The sequence below is a fragment of the Helicobacter sp. 23-1048 genome (genome assembly GCF_053654545.1).
On sequence record NZ_JBSIUT010000001.1, the window covers coordinates 933,609 to 952,765 of the forward strand.

At 40.4% G+C, this 19,157-nt stretch carries 16 protein-coding genes; 6 read left to right on the forward strand and 10 right to left on the reverse strand.

From position 1 onward, the window contains the following. Positions 1-11 precede the first annotated feature (11 nt). Entirely contained in the window at positions 12-2,321 is a 2,310-nt protein-coding gene (locus ACWIWK_RS04640; protein WP_454151265.1) for a heavy metal translocating P-type ATPase, read from the reverse strand. Positions 2,322-2,510: 189 nt separating this feature from the next. On the opposite strand from ACWIWK_RS04640, the gene hisB reads away from it, so the two are divergent. From hisB to ACWIWK_RS04660, 4 genes are read left to right on the forward strand one after another with little or no spacing between them, the layout of a single operon-like run. After that, on the forward strand, positions 2,511-3,104 hold the full coding sequence (gene hisB, locus ACWIWK_RS04645; RefSeq protein WP_454151267.1) for an imidazoleglycerol-phosphate dehydratase HisB: 594 nt from the start codon (positions 2,511-2,513) through the stop codon (positions 3,102-3,104). Next, on the forward strand, positions 3,101-3,601 hold the full coding sequence (locus ACWIWK_RS04650) for a KdsC family phosphatase (RefSeq protein ID WP_454151269.1): 501 nt from the start codon (positions 3,101-3,103) through the stop codon (positions 3,599-3,601). The genes hisB and ACWIWK_RS04650 overlap by 4 nt, the downstream gene beginning before the upstream one ends. Continuing rightward, positions 3,576-4,112, forward strand: coding sequence for a hypothetical protein (locus ACWIWK_RS04655; protein WP_454151271.1), 537 nt, complete (start codon positions 3,576-3,578; stop codon positions 4,110-4,112). The genes ACWIWK_RS04650 and ACWIWK_RS04655 overlap by 26 nt, the downstream gene beginning before the upstream one ends. Before the next feature lie 15 nt (positions 4,113-4,127). Further along, positions 4,128-5,069 carry a septal ring lytic transglycosylase RlpA family protein gene (locus ACWIWK_RS04660; RefSeq protein WP_454151273.1) on the forward strand — a complete coding sequence of 314 codons (942 nt, stop codon included), beginning with the start codon at positions 4,128-4,130 and terminating at the stop codon, positions 5,067-5,069. Between the two features lie 41 nt (positions 5,070-5,110). Here the strand turns inward: ACWIWK_RS04660 and ACWIWK_RS04665 are convergent, their stop codons facing one another. Next, positions 5,111-5,830, reverse strand: a complete 720-nt coding sequence (locus tag ACWIWK_RS04665; RefSeq protein WP_454152029.1) for a 3-methyladenine DNA glycosylase — start codon at positions 5,828-5,830, stop codon at positions 5,111-5,113. 8 nt (positions 5,831-5,838) lie between these two features. Then, positions 5,839-7,842, reverse strand: a complete 2,004-nt coding sequence (locus tag ACWIWK_RS04670) for a tetratricopeptide repeat protein (protein ID WP_454151274.1) — start codon at positions 7,840-7,842, stop codon at positions 5,839-5,841. A gap of 208 nt (positions 7,843-8,050) precedes the next feature. Here ACWIWK_RS04670 and ACWIWK_RS04675 point away from each other — a divergent pair, with 208 nt between their 5' ends. After that, positions 8,051-10,144, forward strand: coding sequence for a methyl-accepting chemotaxis protein (locus ACWIWK_RS04675; RefSeq protein WP_454151276.1), 2,094 nt, complete (start codon positions 8,051-8,053; stop codon positions 10,142-10,144). Between the two features lie 165 nt (positions 10,145-10,309). Here the strand turns inward: ACWIWK_RS04675 and dapF are convergent, their stop codons facing one another. From dapF to ACWIWK_RS04690, 3 genes are read right to left on the reverse strand one after another with little or no spacing between them, the layout of a single operon-like run. Next, positions 10,310-11,110, reverse strand: a complete 801-nt coding sequence (gene dapF / locus ACWIWK_RS04680) for a diaminopimelate epimerase (protein WP_454151278.1) — start codon at positions 11,108-11,110, stop codon at positions 10,310-10,312. After that, positions 11,107-11,721: a dephospho-CoA kinase gene (gene coaE / locus ACWIWK_RS04685; protein ID WP_454151280.1), complete on the reverse strand. Its 615-nt coding sequence runs from the start codon at positions 11,719-11,721 to the stop codon at positions 11,107-11,109. The genes dapF and coaE overlap by 4 nt, the downstream gene beginning before the upstream one ends. Before the next feature lie 9 nt (positions 11,722-11,730). Then, the gene (locus ACWIWK_RS04690) at positions 11,731-12,903 is read right to left on the reverse strand and encodes a glutathionylspermidine synthase family protein (RefSeq protein ID WP_454151282.1); all 1,173 of its coding nucleotides are present in this window, start codon (positions 12,901-12,903) and stop codon (positions 11,731-11,733) included. A gap of 98 nt (positions 12,904-13,001) precedes the next feature. On the opposite strand from ACWIWK_RS04690, the gene ACWIWK_RS04695 reads away from it, so the two are divergent. Next, a complete protein-coding gene (locus ACWIWK_RS04695) occupies positions 13,002-14,252 on the forward strand; it encodes a hypothetical protein (protein ID WP_454151284.1) in 1,251 nt (416 codons plus the stop codon). A gap of 46 nt (positions 14,253-14,298) precedes the next feature. On the opposite strand, the gene ACWIWK_RS04700 is transcribed toward ACWIWK_RS04695, so the two are convergent. From ACWIWK_RS04700 to ACWIWK_RS04715, 4 genes are all read right to left on the reverse strand, one after another. Further along, positions 14,299-15,777, reverse strand: coding sequence for a nicotinamide phosphoribosyltransferase domain-containing protein (locus ACWIWK_RS04700; RefSeq protein ID WP_454151286.1), 1,479 nt, complete (start codon positions 15,775-15,777; stop codon positions 14,299-14,301). 158 nt (positions 15,778-15,935) lie between these two features. Next, positions 15,936-16,859: a class II fructose-bisphosphate aldolase gene (locus ACWIWK_RS04705; protein WP_454151288.1), complete on the reverse strand. Its 924-nt coding sequence runs from the start codon at positions 16,857-16,859 to the stop codon at positions 15,936-15,938. 57 nt (positions 16,860-16,916) lie between these two features. Then, the gene (locus ACWIWK_RS04710; RefSeq protein WP_454151289.1) at positions 16,917-17,585 is read right to left on the reverse strand and encodes a response regulator; all 669 of its coding nucleotides are present in this window, start codon (positions 17,583-17,585) and stop codon (positions 16,917-16,919) included. 3 nt (positions 17,586-17,588) lie between these two features. Then, positions 17,589-19,097 carry a sensor histidine kinase gene (locus tag ACWIWK_RS04715; protein ID WP_454151291.1) on the reverse strand — a complete coding sequence of 503 codons (1,509 nt, stop codon included), beginning with the start codon at positions 19,095-19,097 and terminating at the stop codon, positions 17,589-17,591. Positions 19,098-19,157: the final 60 nt, after the last annotated feature.

The window sequence follows — 19,157 nt, forward strand, 5'->3', positions numbered from 1 at the left end:
TAGTTGTAAAGTTAGAGAATCTTAAATCCTCTGAGCCTTGCAGCGTTTAGCACCACGGTAATAGAGCTAAAGCTCATCGCAAACGCACAAAACATAGGGTCTAAAAAAATCCCAAATCCACCTAGCGCACCGCACGCAATAGGGATAAAAATGACATTATACCCAAAAGCCCAAAATAAATTCTCTTTTATATTGATAATTGTCGCTTTGCTGAGATGATATGCGTTGAGAATCGCCTTAGTATTTTGGTTATACAAAATAATATCTGCGCAATTTTGCGCTATGTCATTCCCGCTGGCATACGCCGCACTTACACTCGCACTTTTAAGTGCGGCGGCGTCATTTACACCATCGCCTACCATTAGCACTTTTGCTCCCTCTTTGTTAAGTTTGGTTACATATTCAAATTTTTCATTTGGTTTTGCATTTGCTACTACTTCGTTAATGCCTATAACACTCGCACTTGCTTTCGCACTTCGCTCATTATCCCCGCTTAGCATCGCCACACTTAAGCCCTCTTTTTGTAAAGTAGCGATTGTGGGGATAACTTCGGCACGAAGCAAATCAACCAAGTATAACGCGCCTAAAATTTCCCCGCCACTTTTGCTATCGTGTGCTAGATATACAGCGAGTTTGCATTCGTTATTGTCAAATTTCTCTACACTAGATTGCGTAAGGTTTGGATTATCAAGTTTTAGGCATTCTACATTTCCAAGCACATAGCCCTTGCCCTTAATCTCGCCTTTAATGCCAAACCCAGCAATAGAGCTAAAGTTATTGACTGCTAGGCTTTGTGCGCCTTGTGCTTTGGCGTAATCTTTAAGCGATGTGGCGATGATATGCGTGCTTTGAGATTCTAAAGAATATACGATTGAGAGAAATTCTTTAGAATCTATAAGGCTTTGGGAGTTTTTGACTTCTAGTCCTTGTGAAAGCGTGCCTGTCTTATCAAAGACAATATGTGTAATCTCGCTTAGTGTTTGCAAGCAACTCGCATTTTTAAAGAATACCCCCATTTTGTTTGCCTTTGCTTTGGCGTGTAAAAATGCCATTGGTGTGGCAAGTCCGAGCGCACAAGGGCAAGAAATCACAAGCACAGCGATAAATATATCTAATCCAAAGGCAAAATCTCGTGCCACCCACCAAAAGCTCCCCGCGCAAAGTGCGATAGCAATCACTAAAGGCACGAAAATCGCCGCGATTTTATCGGCTAAGATTCCAATAGGAGCTTTAGAATCTTGGGCGTTTTGGATAAGGGTAAAGATTTGGCTTAGCATTGTTTGCGTGCCGACTTTAAGCGCGCGCACAAAGAGCACAGATTCTAAGTTTAGAGAGCCAGAGTAGATACGCGCTCCTTTATTCTTTAGCACAGGCACGCTCTCGCCGTTAATGCTTGATTCATCGACACTGCTACTTCCTTGCACTACCTCGCAATCAAGAGTTATCAAATCATCTGGCAAAATCTTTACTATATCGCCTATGGCAATATCTTGGCTTAACACCTCTTTAAAAGTCGCATTTGCATAGTCGTCTTGCTGAGTGTTTTTGGAATCTGATTCTAAGCGTAGGAGCTTTTTTTGGTTGATTTGTAAGAGAAAATTCGCGCTTTTTTGGGCGTCATCTTTGGAGGCATTTTCTATCGCCCTGCCAATCATCACAAAGCATAAAATCACGCACACAGATTCAAAGTATAAATGCGTGTGCGTGCCAAAAGCAAAGATTTCATACACGCCCTTAAGGCTATACACAAACGCTGCACTCGTGCCAATGGCAATAAGAGAATCCATTGTAGGATTTTTGGCAAACAATGCCTTAAAGCCTTTGAAATAAAAATTCCGCCCACAATGCGCCACTATAAGCGCACCAAAAAGCATTATGCCACAATCAAGCTGAAGCGAAAAGATGTGTGTCTCAAGCATTCCCACAACCGAGAATGCAAGCACTATCGCGCTAAAACATATCGCTAAGGCTAGCCGTAATTTTGGAGGCAAAAGTTTAGAATCTAGGGCGTTAAATTTTTCAATGAGACTTTGTGGATTTTTGAGATTCTCTTGTTTTTGCGATTCTTTTGGATTATGCAGGCTTGGCTCATAGCCCATTTTAGCAATGTAAGAAAAAATTTCTTGCAAAGTCGCTTGGCTACTATCATAAAGAATATGGGCTTTTTGTGTGATGAGATTCACCTCGATTTTTTTGCAATATGGCTTGCGTGAGAGCGCACGCTCTATCCCAGCACTACACGCTCCACAACTCATACCGCTAATGTAAAACTGCGCTTGTGCGTCTTGCTGTGTAGTGGTGTCTTGTTGAGAATCTGTCATATTGCCTCCTTTAAATTTTTGTCTATCGTAGTAGCATTAGGTAAATTTATGTTAATTTTAGGAATTTTTCTTTATATTATACATTACCATTATACAAGTTGTGTCTCATATTTGCATTTAGGGAATTTTTAGATAAAATACCTTTGTTTTAAAGAATGGAATCTAAAAAGTCATTGTAAGGATTAGCAAATGAAGCAAAGCACAATCACACACACACGCAAGACAAAAGAAACAGACATAACCCTAACTCTTAATCTTTATGGCAGTGGCAAGACAAAGATAAAAAGTGGCGTTGGGTTTTTTGACCATATGTTAGAAGCATTGGGTAAGCATAGTTTAATGGACTTAGAAATTCACTGCAAGGGCGATACGCACATTGACAATCACCATAGCGTAGAGGATTGCGGTATTGCGCTTGGCGAAGCATTGCATACAATTCTCTATCCATTAGCTGGTGTAGAGCGGTTTGGCAATGGAAGTGTGGTAATGGACGAAGCGTGCGTAGAGTGCGATATGGATTTGTCAAATCGCGCGTATTTAGTATTTGATACAAGCGCGTGTGAGCTTAAAGGCAAAGTTGGCGAATTTGATGTGGAGTTGGTGGAGGAGTTTTTTAAGGCGTTGTGCTTTAATGCTAACATTAGCGCGCACATTGTCGTCAAACGAGGAAAGAATCTCCACCATATTGTTGAGGCGATGTTTAAGGCATTTGCGCTTAGTTTCCGCCGAGCTATTAGCCCAAATGAGCGCGTAGGCACACCAAGCACTAAAGGAGTGCTGTGAAAAAGACAAAATTACTCTTTATTGATGTCGATGGCACGCTCACGCGTGGCGATGTGATATACACACAAAGTGGCGAGGAGATTAAGAAATTTAACATTAAAGACGGGCTTGCCCTTAATGTGTGGAATAATAAGTTGGGGCGTATGAGTGCGATTGTAACGGGTAGGGAATGCGAGATTGTCAAAAAGCGTGCCACAGAGCTTGGAATCCATTATGTCTATATGGGCGTGAGCGATAAGGGCGCGGTGGTGCGTGAGATTCTCACAAAGAGTGGAGTGCAAGCAAAAGAGTGTGCGTGCATTGGCGATGATGTGAATGATTTACCGATGTTTAAACTCATCGCGCAATCTTACGCGCCCAAAGATTGTGCGAATGGAGTGAAAAATCGCGTGAAATACATTCTTAAGACAAAAGGCGGAAAGGGCGCAGTGCGCGAGATGATAGAGCATATTTTACACAAGGAGAGAGATAATGGACTCGCACAATATTTCGCGTAGCGTGTATGGATTTTTTATTATCTTGCTTCTTGCAAGTCTTAGTGCGGTTGTGTTTTTTCGAGACGATAGAGAGCAGATTAAAGATATAGGGCACGAGATTCCAAACATTGAAATCACAAACTTTGATTTTTCTTTATTGCAACTTGATACTTTTGCTTTGCACGCAAAAGGAGAAAAGCTCTTTCGCTTTGCGCAGTATGATGAGGCATTTAATTTCTATGGGTATCAGCCAGATTCCCAAAATAAAATCCAAGAAGTTTATGCACCCTATGTCAAGGCACAAGAGAAGTTTTATTATTTTTCTCAAGGGTTGCAATACACAAGCGGAAATGGCTTAAAGCTATGGAGTGAAGATGGCGTATATGATTATAAAAACGCTCTTTTAAGAGGGCGGGGAATCTTTACTCTCAAAAACGCTGGGACGGATTTACAAGGGCAAGATTTGGTGTTTAGCCACCGCACAGGGGTGGTAAGTGGCACAAATTTAGAGGGAACGATTTTATTACAATGATAATGGAGGCATAAAATGAAAATAACAAAAACAATACCATTGCAAGTGTGCGTGGCTTTTGGAGTGTTTTTTAGCGCGTGCTCAGAGCTCACAATGAGTAGCTCGAAGTTTCAAACTTCACAATCTCCTTATGAGCAAAGCGACCAATATAACGCCGCTGGAGATTCTGTAAGCACGATAGGGGGATATGCGAGCGATGATTCGTGGAGCGATACCTTTAATGAAATAAGCAAAGATAATCCTGCAAAAGACACAAAAGACAGATTAAAGGGAACAATGAAACCCTACAAACAAAATGGCAAGTGGTATCACCCACAGCAAGTGAATTTGCACGATAGCTTTGATGGTATAGCGAGCTGGTATGGGCTAAAATTCCACGCTAAAAAAACTGCAAGTGGTGAGAAATACGATATGAACGCCCATACTGCCGCACACAAAACAATGCCAATGAATACTATGGTGCGCGTGTATAATGTCGAAAATGGCAAAAGCACGCTAGTGAGGATAAATGATAGAGGTCCATTTGTAGAGGGGCGCATAATTGATGTAAGCAAGGCTGCCGCTCAAGACCTTGATATGATGAAACAAGGCACAGCAAAGGTTCGCCTTGAAGTGGTAGGTTTTCAAGGGGTGGTAAATGTGGATTCAAAAGAAGTGCTTAATGCTGATGAAATGCTAAGAGAGGAATTTGAAGTAGGTGATACGCCAAGAAGTATTACGGGTGGGAAATTTGCCATACAAATTGGTGCATTTAAGCGTGTAGAGGGCGCACAAGAGACAAAAGAGAAAAACAATATTTATATGCCCTATGTCGTAAATATCATTAAGGGCGTAGATTCCAATAATGAAGAAATTTATCGGGTAATGCTTGAGGGATTCCAAAGTGAGGAGGAAGCCAGAGACTTTATGAAAACACATAGTAAGGATTTTGAAGATAAATTTTTAGTGCGCGAGTAAGGCTGGCAAAATCCCGCGCACATACACAAAGCGATAGAGGGTTATTTTTTTAACGCGCTATATGGAAGTTTCGCTTTGCCAAACTCTACGATTTTGCCGTGAAATCGCGCATACACAAAGCCTAGCCCAAGATTCTCAAAGTCCTCTCCATAGAGCTCGCTCACTCGCCCTAGTTCGCCCTCTAAGCCACTCATAAAAAATGCTTGAAGGTTTTGGTAATCCTCAAATTCTATCCCAAGCCCACTAAGGAACTTTTGTGTATATTTATCCACGACCATAATTTCGCGCCCACACATATAATTTAGCACGCAATCCGCGCTTTCAAATCCAAATCCCTTTTGTGCTAAGAGCCAATCACGCGAGAGATTCTCTTTTATGTCTTTAAAGTTGCAAAAAGTTTGGAGTAAGTTTTGTGCGAGATTTTGTAGGCGCACTGCTTTTTGGTTTTGTAGTCCTACAATATGGCTTGCAAGCACAGAGACTTCGCAATTTGCGATATTTTCAATCATTGTGTAATTTTCACGCTCAATTTCACTATCTTGCGTGAAATCGACCATACATTCCCCGTTAATGTGTGGGATAATGCCAGCATTGCGTAAAGATTGCAGTGATTTTAGGACATTTTCCCATTTGCTATTTTGGGTCAAAATCGCACCAATGGCTACTTCAAAGCTCCCAGCATTCGCCCACCACCATTTTGGACTATGCGCCAAGAGATTGAGTTTTTTTAGCTGGTGTAAAATATCAATGCACTCAATCATAGTAACACTCAATCACCTTGTTCTTGTGTTATTTCGCTTGTATTCACAAATTCGCTATATGCGCTCAAAAGATAGCTTTTAAGGTTTGCGAGCACATTCTCCCATTTTCCCATTTCGCTTTGTGGGAATCCAAGCACATTAGGATACCACACACTTTTTACGCCATTGCCATATCGCCAATCATAGCGTTTATTGAGGAGCACAAGCGTGCTTTTCCCCATACTCGCGCTTAAATGCGCAAGCGCAGTATCAATGCTAACTACCACATCGAGATTCTCTATAATTTGCCTTGTAGCATAAAAATCGCTCATTTCTTCCTTGCAATCGTGCAAGCTAAATTGCTCGCAAATTTCACTATCTACTCCCGCGTGGTTAAGGCAAAAGATTTCTTGTGTGGGGAAAATCTCTCGCAACATTGCAAAAAGTGGTTTTGGCTCGATATTTTTGAGTGAAGATTCTAAAAATTCAGAATCTGTGCTAAAGCACACGCCAATCTTTAAGCCCTCGCGCGGCTCTTCTTCTAAGCTCCCGCGTGCGAGAGCCTTTTTTACCTCGCTTTTATACGCGAGATAATGTGCGTTTTGGCTTACACTTTGTGTTGTCTCAATTTGCAAGGCAAGTGGCAATGAAAGCAATGAAATGCTTATATCCACACGAGTTAAATCAATATCGCTAAGATTTGAGATAACCATTACCTTTGTCCCAAAGTCCCCGTCAAATATATCGCTAAAGAGTTTTACAAGTGGCTCTTTAACAAAGAAAATTACTTCTTTGGCATTATTGACTATATCACATAAAAATCTCCCAAACATAATGCAATCGCCAAATCCCTGCTCATAATACACAAGCACGACTTTTTTTGTAAAATCAACCGCATTTTGCTCGCCACCATTGTAGAGATTTGGCAAGTCTGGGAGCATATCTTTTTTACCCTTTCGCGCTTCATAGACCATAAAGCCCTCTTTAAATTGGTCTTTTTTCAGCAAGAAATGCGCGTAGTTTATGACAAAATCTATATTGCTAGAATCAAGCGCAATAGCGCGCAAATAATATTTCTTTGCATCTTCAAATTCTATATTTGCGTAGTTGAGCGCATTTGCGTAGTTGAAGTAAAACACCGCATCATTTTCAAAATCTTTTTGAATCTCTTGAAAAATCTCTATCGCATCGGTAAAAAGCCCGATTTTAATGTAAGTATTTGCTAAATTTATCCCCGCTTGCTTAAATCCGCGTTGATATGCCATTTGATAGAGTTCTATTGCCTCTGGGAATCGTGAGAGGCTTACTTGTGCGTTTGCGAGGTTAAACATCGCTCCTAAATCATTTGGGTCAAGTTGCAATGCGATTTTATAATGCTCAATAGAGCTTAGCGCGTCTTCATTATCCACATAGGCTTTGGCAAGGTTGAAATGCCAAGTGGCGTTTTTATCAAATTCTGGCATTTCTTGCAAGCCAAGTTTGAGAATCTCCACTGCTTGCTCTGGCATTTGTGCTCGGCGGTGCGCTTCAGCGAGATTAAGCCATAATCCCTCACAGAGACTATATGCGACTTTGATAGCGAGGTTGTGGGATTTTAAGTCATTCATCAACTCTGCTTTATGCTCGCTATCTTGCTTTGTTGTGTGCATTGCTTTGATATTTTGGGCTTTTATATTCTCATCTTGCGTTGCGTCTTTTTGTGCATTTTGGGTGCTTGTATCATCTTGCTCTTTATCCTCTTTATCGGACACTTTTGGGGTGTTTTGCTGGAGTTGGGCGAGGTTGCCACGCGCTAGACTAAGCCCCTTGCTTAAGTATTCAATCGCGTGTGTGTGGTCTTTGAGTTCGAGCATTACGAGCCCTGCGAGATTCCATATTTCCACATCGAAGTGGTTAATGCTTAAAATCTCTATACAGAGTGCCACGCATTCGTTGTAGCGTTTATTTGTAAAAGCCTGCAAGCAGAGTTGCTTTTTTAGTGTTATTTCTTTAAGCTCTACGCTTTGGGATTGTCCGTTATGAAAGTCTTGCATTATCCGCCTTAAAGATTATGTTCGTCTTAATGTAAAAGCAAATTTTAATCCCTACAAGGTGCAACCACAAAAGTTTCAAAAAAAATTGACATTTTAAATTTGTCTTTAGATTCTTAACAAAATGGCGATTTGCTGAAGTTATTTTAAGCAAAGGATTTGTATAATCCGCCCTTAATTTTACAGGAAACTACTTCTAAGGAGATTTACAATGAAGTTTTACAGCAATCTTAAAATTGGCACAAAAATCATATCAGTGGTGTCATTAGTCCTTGTGTTAGGCATAGCGTGTTTGGCTTTGGTGATTAACGGGGAGGTTAAGGAGGAGATACGCCAAGATGTGCGTAAAATCCTAGAGGCGAATACCTTGCGGTATAAGAACTTTATGACTGGGAGTTTTGATGAGGTAGCTACACTTGGTGTCTCTGCTGTAAAGAAACTCAGCACTGAGTATGTAGAAAATCGAGGTGGCTTTGTCAAAGAAGCCTATGATGAACTCTCAAATATGTTGTTAAATTCGCGTTGGAGTAACTATGCTTTTTTGTATATGTTAAATCCTAGAGATTCTGATGTGAGTAATAATCTTATTTTGACTGATAAGGGTCGCTTGGTGCTGACATTAAAAGATACAGGTGGGAAGATAGAGGTTCTTAAGGCAGCTGATTCACTTGTCGAGCTACCAGCTATCCAAGAGGCTGTCAAAAGTGGTGGCTCAGCCTTTGGTTCTCCTGAAATGCTAAAAATAGGCAATGATGAGTTCTTTGGCGTGATAATGTGTGGTCCTGTTATGAATAAATCAGGTGAAGTAACCGCAATCTTAGGGGTGGTTATTGACTTAGCAACACTCTCAAATCGCCTTGCTGATAAAAAGCTCGATATTTATGAGGGCAATGTCCGCTTTATCGTAGATAAAAACGGCACAGTAGCTATGCACAGTGCTAATGACAGCATAAAGGGTGGCAAAATGACAGAGTTAAACAAGCACGAAACTGCGTTAAAATTGTTTAACGAGGGTGTTGTAGCTGGCAAAGATGGATTTTATCCTTATAGCACTTATGGCACTAATTTAGAGGGTGTGGCGTATGCCTCGAGTTTCCAAGTGGGCGATGAGAGCTTAAATGAGCATTGGACTATCATCACTACTGCTCCTAATAGTGAAGTGTATGCGCCACTTTATAAGTTAAGCCTTACTATCATTGGTTTAAGTGTCATTATGGTGGTTGTGGTGGTGCTTGTAATGGTGTATTTCGTGCGCTCTCAAGTGGGCAATAGAATCGCCATTATCTCAGCTACACTGCTAAACTTTTTCCGTTATTTAAATCACGAAAAAGTGGAGTTAAAACCTATTAGAATCCGTGCAAACGATGAGTTTGGTCTAATGGGCGCAGCAATCAATGAAAATATCCAAAAATCCCAAGATAATTTGAAGCAAGATGAAGAGGCGATTTTACAATCTGCTGAAACTGCCAAAGAGATAGAATCAGGCAATCTCACCGCAAGAATTATCAAAAACCCAGCTAACCCGCAGTTAGTGGAGCTTAAAAATGTGCTCAATAAAATGCTTGATACACTTCAAGAAAAAATTGGGAGCAACATTGTAGAGATTTCGCGTGTGTTTGATTCTTATACGAAACTTGACTTCACCACAGAAGTAAAAGACGCAAAAGGAAGCGTGGAATTGGTAACAAACACTTTGGGTAAAGAGATTAAAGTAATGTTAGAATCAAGCGCGGGATTCGCCAAAGAGCTTGATGAGCAATCAATCGTCTTAAAAGAATCAATGCAAAAACTTACCGAAGGCTCTCAAAAGCAAGCAAGCTCACTAGAGCAAAGTGCTGCTGCAGTAGAGGAGATTAGTAGCTCAATGCAAAATGTCAGTGATAAAACCACAGAATGCACACATCAAGCTGAAGATATTAAAAATATTGTAGGAATGATTAAAGACATCGCAGACCAGACAAACCTCCTCGCGCTTAATGCCGCTATTGAAGCTGCACGCGCGGGTGAGCACGGGCGAGGATTTGCTGTGGTGGCTGATGAAGTGCGAAAACTCGCAGAGCGAACTTCTAAATCACTGGGCGAAATCGAAGCAAATGTCAATATATTGGTGCAATCTGTCAATGAAATGAGTGAATCTATCAAAGAGCAAACCGAAGGATTAGGACAGATTAACGAAGCAATCGCTCAACTAGAAAGCGTAACGCAAGAAAATGTCGAAGTGGCAAATGCGACAAATGAAATCACTAAGAGAGTAAATGGTATCGCTGATGAAATCTTAGAAGATGTCAATAAAAAGAAATTTTAAGGCGACATTTCAAATTGATGTGGGGTAAAAGCCCCACTTTTTGCTCGTCATACTGATGGCGAAGCCTGAAGTATCTTGACTAAAATAGAGATATTTCGCCTCGCTCAATATGACAATAAAGACAAGAGGGTGTTTTGGCTTTTGTAAAGCCTCACTATGACACGCTTATAACGCCTCACATAACGCAATCACACTAACTCTGCCTTGCAAAAATGTATGATATTTGGAATCTATACGCACTTGTAGCATTTCTTTACTTGGCGGAGTGGCTTTGATATGAGGATTTAGGATTCCTAATTTTACCCCGAGTGCTCCAACCGCACACGCTCCCGTCCCACACGCTCCCGTAATGTCCTCTACACCGCGTTCAAAAGTGATATATGAAACATTTTCTTTATCATTAGCAAAGGCGACATTGACATTGGCATTATACTTTTGGCGCAAGTGTGCTAAAAATGCGTTATCTTTACTCGTGGGTAGCGCGTTATCGTTGCTAAAGCAAATCAAATGTGGCACACCGCTATCAAGCAAATACCAATCATTCCCCCAAATGCTCTCCTCTTTGACTTCGTTAAGAAATTCACATTTACCAAGTGAAGATTCTACAATGTCATTATTTTGCGTATCAATGGTAATTTCAATAATGCCCTTATCGCTTAAAAATGTGTGATGTAACGGGGCAATGCCTTGTGTGTAAGCAAAATGTCCTACACACCGACTCGCATTGCCACACATACTTGCTCTTGAGCCATCTTGATTGAAAAAAAGCCATTGATATGCGGGCTTTGGTGTTGTGCTCTCTTGTCCTTTTGTTGTTTGCACGATTACTAAGCCATCAGCTCCAATCCCGCTATGACGCGCGCAAAGTTTTACAGCGAGCTTGTCATAATACTCTAAATCCCCCGATGCAATCGCGTTGTAAATTAAGAAGTCGTTGCCATTGGCACAATATTTAGTAAGTTTCATACACTCTCCTTGTATTGTTCTGTAATCATTTCTAAGATTTTGTGTGTTTGGCTTTGGAGTTGTGCCAAACTTTGCGTGTTGGTGATTACAAAATCTGCCTGCGCCTTTTTGACTTCAATGTCAATTTGAGAATCTATGCGGGCTTTAGCATTTGCCATATCAAGTGTATCTCGCGCCAAAATGCGCTCTAAGCATACTTCCTTTGGCGCATACACCACGAGGCAAAATCGCGCAGGGTATTTTTGCTTCCCACCAGATTCAAAAAACAGCGGAATATCTAAAAAATAGAGATTTCTTTGTGCCTCTAGCTCACGCGCTTGAGTGAGAATCTCATCAGTGATTTTAGGGTGCAGGAGAGATTCTAATTGTTTTTTGGCTTGCTTGTTGTGAAAGATTATCGCGCCTAACACCTTTCTATTGACAACGCCATTTTCACATACTTCATCTCCAAAGAGTTGTGTTACTTCTTGTGCGCAGGATTGCAAAATGCTATGCGCGATAGAATCTGCACAAATCACGCTATGTCCTAAATCTTGTAAAATTTTGCTCACAGTGCTTTTGCCAGAGCCAATGCAACCTGTGAGCACTACTCCATAATGCAAACCATTCATTTGCTTTGATTATCCCTTAATGCAATGGCTCACAAATTTAGAGTAATTATCCAAAATCACTCCGCCCTTGCGAAATCCTAATCCACAACTCTCATAAGCAAAAAACACATTTGGTTGGTAAAAGTTGCCATTATGGGTGTTTTGCTCGACAAATGCTTGATACACTTCTTTGTGTGAGCCATATTCTCCCTCTTTAGATTCTATGATTGCTCCATTAGAATCTAAGATTTTGATATTTGCCCCCTCGCGCCCAAAGGAATGCTTACACACTTGTTTGCTTGTAAGTGGGGTAAAGCTCGCTGGCAAAAGCAATGGGTGATTAGGGAATAAATCCCATAAGATTTTTAGCATTCGTTTGCTTTGAAACATTAAAGAATAAGCGGGATTAAGGAAAATAGTGTTTTTATTTCTCATCATTTCGCGCATAATTTGCGCAAGCTCTGGCTCATCAATAGCGATATTTTCCCACGGGATAAGTTTGAATAAAAATTCGTAATTTTGCCCGCCAAACGACACGCCATCAGATTCTGAAAACTCCACTTCATCAATGTAAGCAAACTCTCCCTCAAAGCCCGCTTCTTTGGCAAGCTGGAGTAAAAAACGCGTGGTGATTTCCTCCTCCACATTGCCCTTGACACTGCTAAAGAGGATTTTCCACCCCTCATATAAATGCTCAAAATCCTCTAAATTAGAATCGAGCGTGATGAGTCGCTTGAAGTTATCACGCAGGGCTTGAGAAATGTCATTAAATTGCAGATTCTCATCTTTGCCATTTGCTTTGAGCATTGCCCATTGGATTAGCGCACTTTCATAGAGCATTGTGGGAGTATCAGCATTAAATTCTAAAAGTTTAATGGGTTTGCCATCAAGTCCCCCAGCTAAATCAAATCGTCCATATAAAAACCAATGAATATCCTCCTCCCAGCTTTGTCTAATCATCTCGTGTAGCACAGGCGGAATGTCAAGCTCAAAAAGCAAATCATTTTGCAAGACGAATTCTCCTGCTTGTGAATACATTTCAAAAAGTTCATTTCCTGCTTCATAAAAGGCGTTTGCTTCTTGCTCACTTATGGTGATAAGCTCATTATCAATGTAGGGTGTGCTGTCTAAATCTGTATGCCAGCTAAGTCCAATATCCTCTAGCACTTTGTTGTCTATGGGGTTTAGTGTTTGTATTTGCATTATTTTCCTTTCGTTTGTGTGAAATTTAAAAATCCATTATACAACAATCAAAAAAAAACCGATAGTATCATTCCTAAATCAAGTAATAAGGAGCAAAAATGAAATTAAATAATACAATAGGCAAAAAATTCTTATCTAGTATCGCACTTAGTGCTGGGCTTGTGGCGAGTGCTGGTGCAGCTGAAGCTACTCCATTTGGATTCATCGGTGCGTATTATTCTCAAGGCACAAGCGGAATGCCCGTAGATAATGGCAAGCAAGCAGGATATGCTAGCGCAGCAGCACATTTGGGGCTAGATGTTGGCTTTGGAAGTGGTTTGAGTTTTGGTGTTGGTGCTTGGGGTGCGTTTCCATTCTACCAAAATTATTTTGGGATTGATAAAACTGATGGTGTAGGCGATAGAGCGTTTCCAAATACTTGGGAAGTTTCTGATTTGTATGTCAAATATGATAATTCTGTAATTTCTGTGGCTGGCGGACGCTTTGATGTGGGGAGATTCTATCACGGCGTAAATGGTAAAGAATACACAGGAATGGATTACCTTTGGGGTAACATTCAAGGCGTGGCATTTAATCTCAAGGCAAGTAGCTTTGGCTTTTGGGCGTTATGGATGAATTCAAAACTCGGCGTAAATGGCAATTACAATAGAATGAGTTATGAATTAGCGAGTTTTAATAACTTTGTGAGCTGGAAGCACGGACATAAAGGTGAAGTCTTTATGAGCGGACTTGATTTTGATTTTCAAGGATTTAAGCTAAGTCCATTTGCCTTTTATGATACAAATATCCAAAATAACACAACAACAGGCTCTACCCCTATCCTTACTGCTGGAGCGAAGGCGGTTATTGATGTAAGTGTGAGCGGGTTTGAATCTATCACTACTATTCGTGGATTATGGCAGGATTATAAGATTGCTGGCGTTAAAAACAATCCCTTAGTGTTATGGATTGATGAAGAGCTTATATTTGCTGAGATTTTTAAGTTTGGTGCTGGATATATTGCAAATAACCAAGATTCAGTGATTTTGTATGGCAATGATAAAAGTCGATTTTACGGGTATCGTTCAAATGCTCCTTACGGGCACACAAGCCCCATTTATTATGGTGGAAAGACAGGCATTTGGTATGTATTTGCTGGGATTAAGCCAGATTCTCGCTTAGAGCTTGATTTGCTTGCTTCGGGTGGGGATTATGATGAGTATTCAGCGGTGCTTAGCTTTCGATTCTTTGGTGATGAAAATGCAATCAATGGCAAACTTGGTGGGGGCTTTGTAAGCACAAGACCGGGCTGGGCTGATGAAGTAAGAAGTCGCAATAATGCGATTGCCTTTGTAAAGTTTTCTTTCTAACTTTATTATAATAAGAATCTAGCTCTTTTAGGGGGTTAGATTCTCATTACTTGCTTTTTCCTAATACGCGCAAAAACTCCGCTTTGACATATTTTCGCAATTCGCGTAACGAGGGAATGGCTAAATCGCCATTGAGCAAATCATTTTCCAAATCGCTATCCAAAAACTGCACGGTTTTGCGCGTGTGCTTGTCTATGCCGACTTTGCCAGAGAGTGAGAGCTTTTCGCCCCCTGTGATTGGGGATTTGATGAGGTGTGTATTTTCACCATTTATCCGCGCCCAAGTCATTTTGCTTACCAATCCCACATCATCGCGTATGCCAGAGTTATACGCATAGCTTCCAATCCCAAAGCATAGAAATTTTGTGGGATTATAGCCATTGTCCTTGCACCAGCTATATACTGCGCGTGCGCGCTCCACCGTGATAGCATCGCCATAGATTATACACACTTTATTTAGTCCGAAATACTCATCAACAAGTCTTATCACGCCCTTTCGTGCGCGCTCATCATCTGCGCTCGCATCGCCTGTGAGGATTAAAAACGGGTCTCCAGAATCAGGACGCAACACGATAGGAAATGCGCGTTTTTGTATCATTTCGCTTGCCTCTTTGTCGCGTTTTAGCTGCTCGATAATCTCCCATAGATTCCAAGTGTCTGAGACGATTGATACCATTGATTTGGGAAATGCGCTCATAATGCGCTTAAAGCTCTCCACTTCATCTTCTTGCCCGCCTAGACACATTACGCTATGCTCGCTTGCGGGGATTGAGCCTACGAGATGGGCTTGTGCGCCGTATTCGTCATAGAGATTTTTGAGTGCCATCATAGAATCTGTGCCATTAAAAAACAAAATATGTCCCATCGATGAATTATAGCAATCATCAATGCCGTTCATTCCGCGCTGTGCGAAATCGTGGAAATTATAACTCTCATCAAGGTAGCTCCCTAAGCAATCATATTCTATGCGCTTAAATCGCGCGGCATTTGTGGCGACAAGGCAGGATTTCCAAATCTGAGAATTTAAATAAGTTTCGATGAAATTTACAAACCAACAATGCTCATCTTGTGTGGATTGAAGCGTGATAATGGGCGAGTGCGAGGGGATAAAGCTCCCTTCAGGCACGATTTTAAACCGAATTGGCAATTCTTGGGGGAGGCTAAGCCATTTGTCGATAAGAAATTCGTAGGATTGTTGGGATTTATCTAGCTTCATAAAATCGCTGTATAAAAACTCTAACCCTGCTTTGATTGTGGATTTATCAGTGGCTTTAAATTCTGCATAGAGGGCGTGGAGTTTGGCGATTGCTTGGCGCATACCAAATGCTACGATATGCCCATTTAGCGCGCTTAAATCTAGTCGTGGATTGCGACAATAAAGTGTGCTATACACGCATTCTAAGCCTTTGGGATACATTGCGGCGTGTGTGTATTTATAACAATCCGCGATAAAAAGTAGGGTAGGCAATGCGGGTGGTGTAGTCAAGGTAGTCGGTGTAGAATTATTTGTCGTCTCTTTTGTCATTATAAATCCTTGCTGTTTTATAATGACAAAGAAATTTTCGTGCCTTTTGGCGTGGTTTTTGGTTTGTGCCTGCTAGATTTGGGCTAAATGTGGGCTAGATTTTCCATAGATTCTTAGATTTTGCAAAATTTTATGTGGCTAGATTTTTATAAATTTTGCTAAATCTTGCCCGCAGAGCCTAGCACTTCCATTCGCTCGGCGATTACCGCGCTCATCGCTTCCATAGCGGGTGTGAAAAACTTGCGCAAATCAAACTGCGTAGGGTCGTCATTTGCCACTTTTCGCACTTGCGCCATAAAGGCTATACGCAAATCCGTGTCGGTATTTACTTTGTTGATTCCGCCCTTTACTGCTTCTTTTAGAAAGTTAAATGGCACGCCTTTGCTGCCTTTTAAATCCCCGCCTGTGGAGAGGAAAGACTCGCGCACATACTCTGGTATCGCGCTTGCACCGTGCAGGACTAGCGGGATATTGGTGCGCTTTTTGACTTCTTGGAGGCGGGCAAAATCTAGCTTTGGCTCGCCTTTAAACTTAAACGCGCCGTGGCTTGTGCCAATGGCTGGGGCTAGAAAATCTACCTTGCTTTTGGCGACAAATTCTTGTGCTTCTGCGGGATTGACTAGCACGGCGTCTGCCTCGCTAACTGAAATATTATCCTCGATACCTTGCAATCGCCCTAGTTCGGCTTCTACACTCACGCCTTTGCTATGGGCATACTCGACAACCTGCGTGGTGAGGGCGAGATTTTCACTAAACTCGTGGTGAGAGGCGTCAATCATCACGGAGGTAAATCCCGCGTCAATGGCCTTTTTGCACGATTCAAAGCTCGTGCCGTGGTCTAGGTGGAGTGCCACAGGGATATGGCTATATCGGCTTGCCATCGTGCGTGCGAGATTTACCACCATATCGATGCCGAGATATTTTATCGCGCCCTCGCTTGCTTGGATAATGAGCGGGGATTTTGCTTTGTCAGCGGCTAAAAATATCGCATTTAGCATTTCAAAATTGACAAAATTAAACGCACCCACGCCATAGCCTTCTTTATGGGCTTTTTGGAGGATTTCATTTCCTGTAACTAGCATTGGATTCTCCTTGTAATGTAAGATGAGATTTGTATCAAATTCACGGAGAAATTGTAGCTAAATTTTCATTATAAAATCAGGGTGAAATTTATAAACTTTATTTTTTACTTTGATAAGAATCCCTGTATTTAAAAGTTGCTTAAAGGTTTTTACCACCGTTGGCTTGGATACATCAATGTTGGCGATAATGTCCTCATAACTCCCGTGAAATACACTATCTTCATCTGAATGCTCAATAAGATACCTAATAATCTCAATTTTTTTACCACCCACAAAAGTCCCTATTGCTTTAATAAGGATATTTTGTGATTCGATTTGTTGGGCTTGAGAGAATGGGAGCATTGTCTTTTGCATCGTGCGTAAAAGCCCGCTAATGTCAATGGGCTTTACCACATAATTATCCACTTTGAGTTCAATAGCATCAAGGAGATATTTTACTTCTGTGTGTGCTGTGGTGATGATTACAGGGATATTTGCTTGGTTGGATTTACGGATTGCAGAGATAAACTCTAACCCATTCATTTTTGGCATTAAAATATCTGTAAGCACAATATCAATTTTGTGCATACTAAAGATTTTCCACGCCTCTTGTCCGTCCTTTGCGGTTATAAGCCTACCGACATAATCGCCCAACACCATTGAAGTGAGATTAAGCGTATCCTCATCATCTTCAACATAGAGCACTGTGAGCTTTTGTAAGTCTTGTATTTCCTTACTTATTTCCATATTTTAGCTTGTCCTTTCGCATTTTTGAATAGCATTTGGTTTTAATGGAATCGTGATACTAAATAAACTACCATTATAAGTATTTTGTCCTAAAGATTCAATATTTTTCACATCTATTTGTCCAAAAAATTGCTTTTCAATGATTTGTTTTGCCATATAAAGCCCAATACCTGTGCCTTTTGCCTTATGTTTCGTTGTGAAATAAGGCTCAAAAATTTTTTCCATATTATTTGGCTTTATTCCGCCTGCATTGTCCTTGACATAAATGTAGAGATTCTCCTCATCTTTACCTATGGATATTTGTATGAGATTTATATCTCTAGGATTTTTTAGTCCCTTAAATGCGTCAATAGCATTATTCACAAGCACAAAAATCACTTGAGTAAAGGTATTTTCATAGCCTAAAATTTCATAATCGCCATTAGAAAAATCATTTTGCGTAGTGATTTTATTATCCCTTAACACGGGGTTTATAAGCTCCAAAGATTCTGTAATGGCATTTTGGATACTAAAATATGTTTTTTGCACTTCTGGGCGGAAGAAATTACTAAAACTCTCAATAGTCTCACTCATATTTTTGGCGATTTTTAGTCCATATTGTGTTTGTGTTTGTATGAATTCCTCGCTCAGTTTGCCATTTTCTTGTTTGGTTTGGAAACTTTGAATGAGTAATGTAAGTGAATTTAGTGGCTGTCGCCATTGATGAGCGATATTGTGGAGCATTTCCCCCACCGAAGCAAGTCTTGCTTGCTGATAAATAAGTAAATCTTTTTTTTGATTTTGGGCGACTTCAAGTTCGATAGATTTTTGGAGGTTGGTGTTAATGTTTTGGAGTTCGAGTGTTTTTTGCTCGACAAGATTCTCTAAATCTGCATAACTCTCATCAATAGAATCTGCAATACTTTTAGAAAGGAACAAAAAAGCCCCCGCAAGCACACTCACAAAAAACCCAAGCAAAATAAGACTTGAATGATAAATAGAATCACTAATAGCTTTATTGTGTGTAGAGAGTTGTATATTGATTTCAAAGAGCTGTAAAAACAATTCATTAAGCTTTTGTGTGTCTAAAGATTCTCCTAAAAATAAAAAATCTATTTGCTCCATAATGTCTTGTTGTTGATTAGTGAGAATGTCTGTTTGCTCTCCTAATTCTTTTGTGTAGTAATCTTGGTAAAAAGAGTGAATTGCTACTAAAATTTTATGCCTACTTTCTTGTTCTTGCAATTTATGTTTATACCGCTCCCAAAGATTTTTTATTTTGTGAAGCTGTGTGGAATCTTCGACATTGTATTGGCTTAAAACCAGAATCTGATTGTAAGTCATATTTGTTTGAGTTTTGGTGTAATTTCTATCATAATCACCCTTTAATCCTGTAAGTGAAAGTAATCCTGTGAATGAGCAAAGCATAAATGTCGTGCCAATTAGCCACATTAAAATACTTGTTTTTTGTTTGGTTGAAATATTTTTAAAATATCCTTTGGTGCGCGTTAGCATTTTTATTTTGCCCCCCATAAAGATTTCATTTTATCCCTTTTTGTAATGTGGTTAAGTTTAGAGATTGAATGGGTTTTG

What these genes read in the sequence shown, in the direction of transcription:
- ACWIWK_RS04640 (WP_454151265.1), bottom strand. Translation starts at nt 2,321, where the DNA reads ATGACAGATTCTCAACAAGACACCACTACACAGCAAGACGCACAAGCG.
- hisB (WP_454151267.1), top strand. Translation starts at nt 2,511, where the DNA reads ATGAAGCAAAGCACAATCACACACACACGCAAGACAAAAGAAACAGAC.
- ACWIWK_RS04655 (WP_454151271.1), top strand. Translation starts at nt 3,576, where the DNA reads ATGGACTCGCACAATATTTCGCGTAGCGTGTATGGATTTTTTATTATC.
- ACWIWK_RS04660 (WP_454151273.1), top strand. Translation starts at nt 4,128, where the DNA reads ATGAAAATAACAAAAACAATACCATTGCAAGTGTGCGTGGCTTTTGGA.
- ACWIWK_RS04665 (WP_454152029.1), bottom strand. Translation starts at nt 5,830, where the DNA reads ATGATTGAGTGCATTGATATTTTACACCAGCTAAAAAAACTCAATCTC.
- ACWIWK_RS04670 (WP_454151274.1), bottom strand. Translation starts at nt 7,842, where the DNA reads ATGCAAGACTTTCATAACGGACAATCCCAAAGCGTAGAGCTTAAAGAA.
- ACWIWK_RS04675 (WP_454151276.1), top strand. Translation starts at nt 8,051, where the DNA reads ATGAAGTTTTACAGCAATCTTAAAATTGGCACAAAAATCATATCAGTG.
- dapF (WP_454151278.1), bottom strand. Translation starts at nt 11,110, where the DNA reads ATGAAACTTACTAAATATTGTGCCAATGGCAACGACTTCTTAATTTAC.
- coaE (WP_454151280.1), bottom strand. Translation starts at nt 11,721, where the DNA reads ATGAATGGTTTGCATTATGGAGTAGTGCTCACAGGTTGCATTGGCTCT.
- ACWIWK_RS04690 (WP_454151282.1), bottom strand. Translation starts at nt 12,903, where the DNA reads ATGCAAATACAAACACTAAACCCCATAGACAACAAAGTGCTAGAGGAT.
- ACWIWK_RS04695 (WP_454151284.1), top strand. Translation starts at nt 13,002, where the DNA reads ATGAAATTAAATAATACAATAGGCAAAAAATTCTTATCTAGTATCGCA.
- ACWIWK_RS04700 (WP_454151286.1), bottom strand. Translation starts at nt 15,777, where the DNA reads ATGACAAAAGAGACGACAAATAATTCTACACCGACTACCTTGACTACA.
- ACWIWK_RS04705 (WP_454151288.1), bottom strand. Translation starts at nt 16,859, where the DNA reads ATGCTAGTTACAGGAAATGAAATCCTCCAAAAAGCCCATAAAGAAGGC.
- ACWIWK_RS04710 (WP_454151289.1), bottom strand. Translation starts at nt 17,585, where the DNA reads ATGGAAATAAGTAAGGAAATACAAGACTTACAAAAGCTCACAGTGCTC.
- ACWIWK_RS04715 (WP_454151291.1), bottom strand. Translation starts at nt 19,097, where the DNA reads ATGGGGGGCAAAATAAAAATGCTAACGCGCACCAAAGGATATTTTAAA.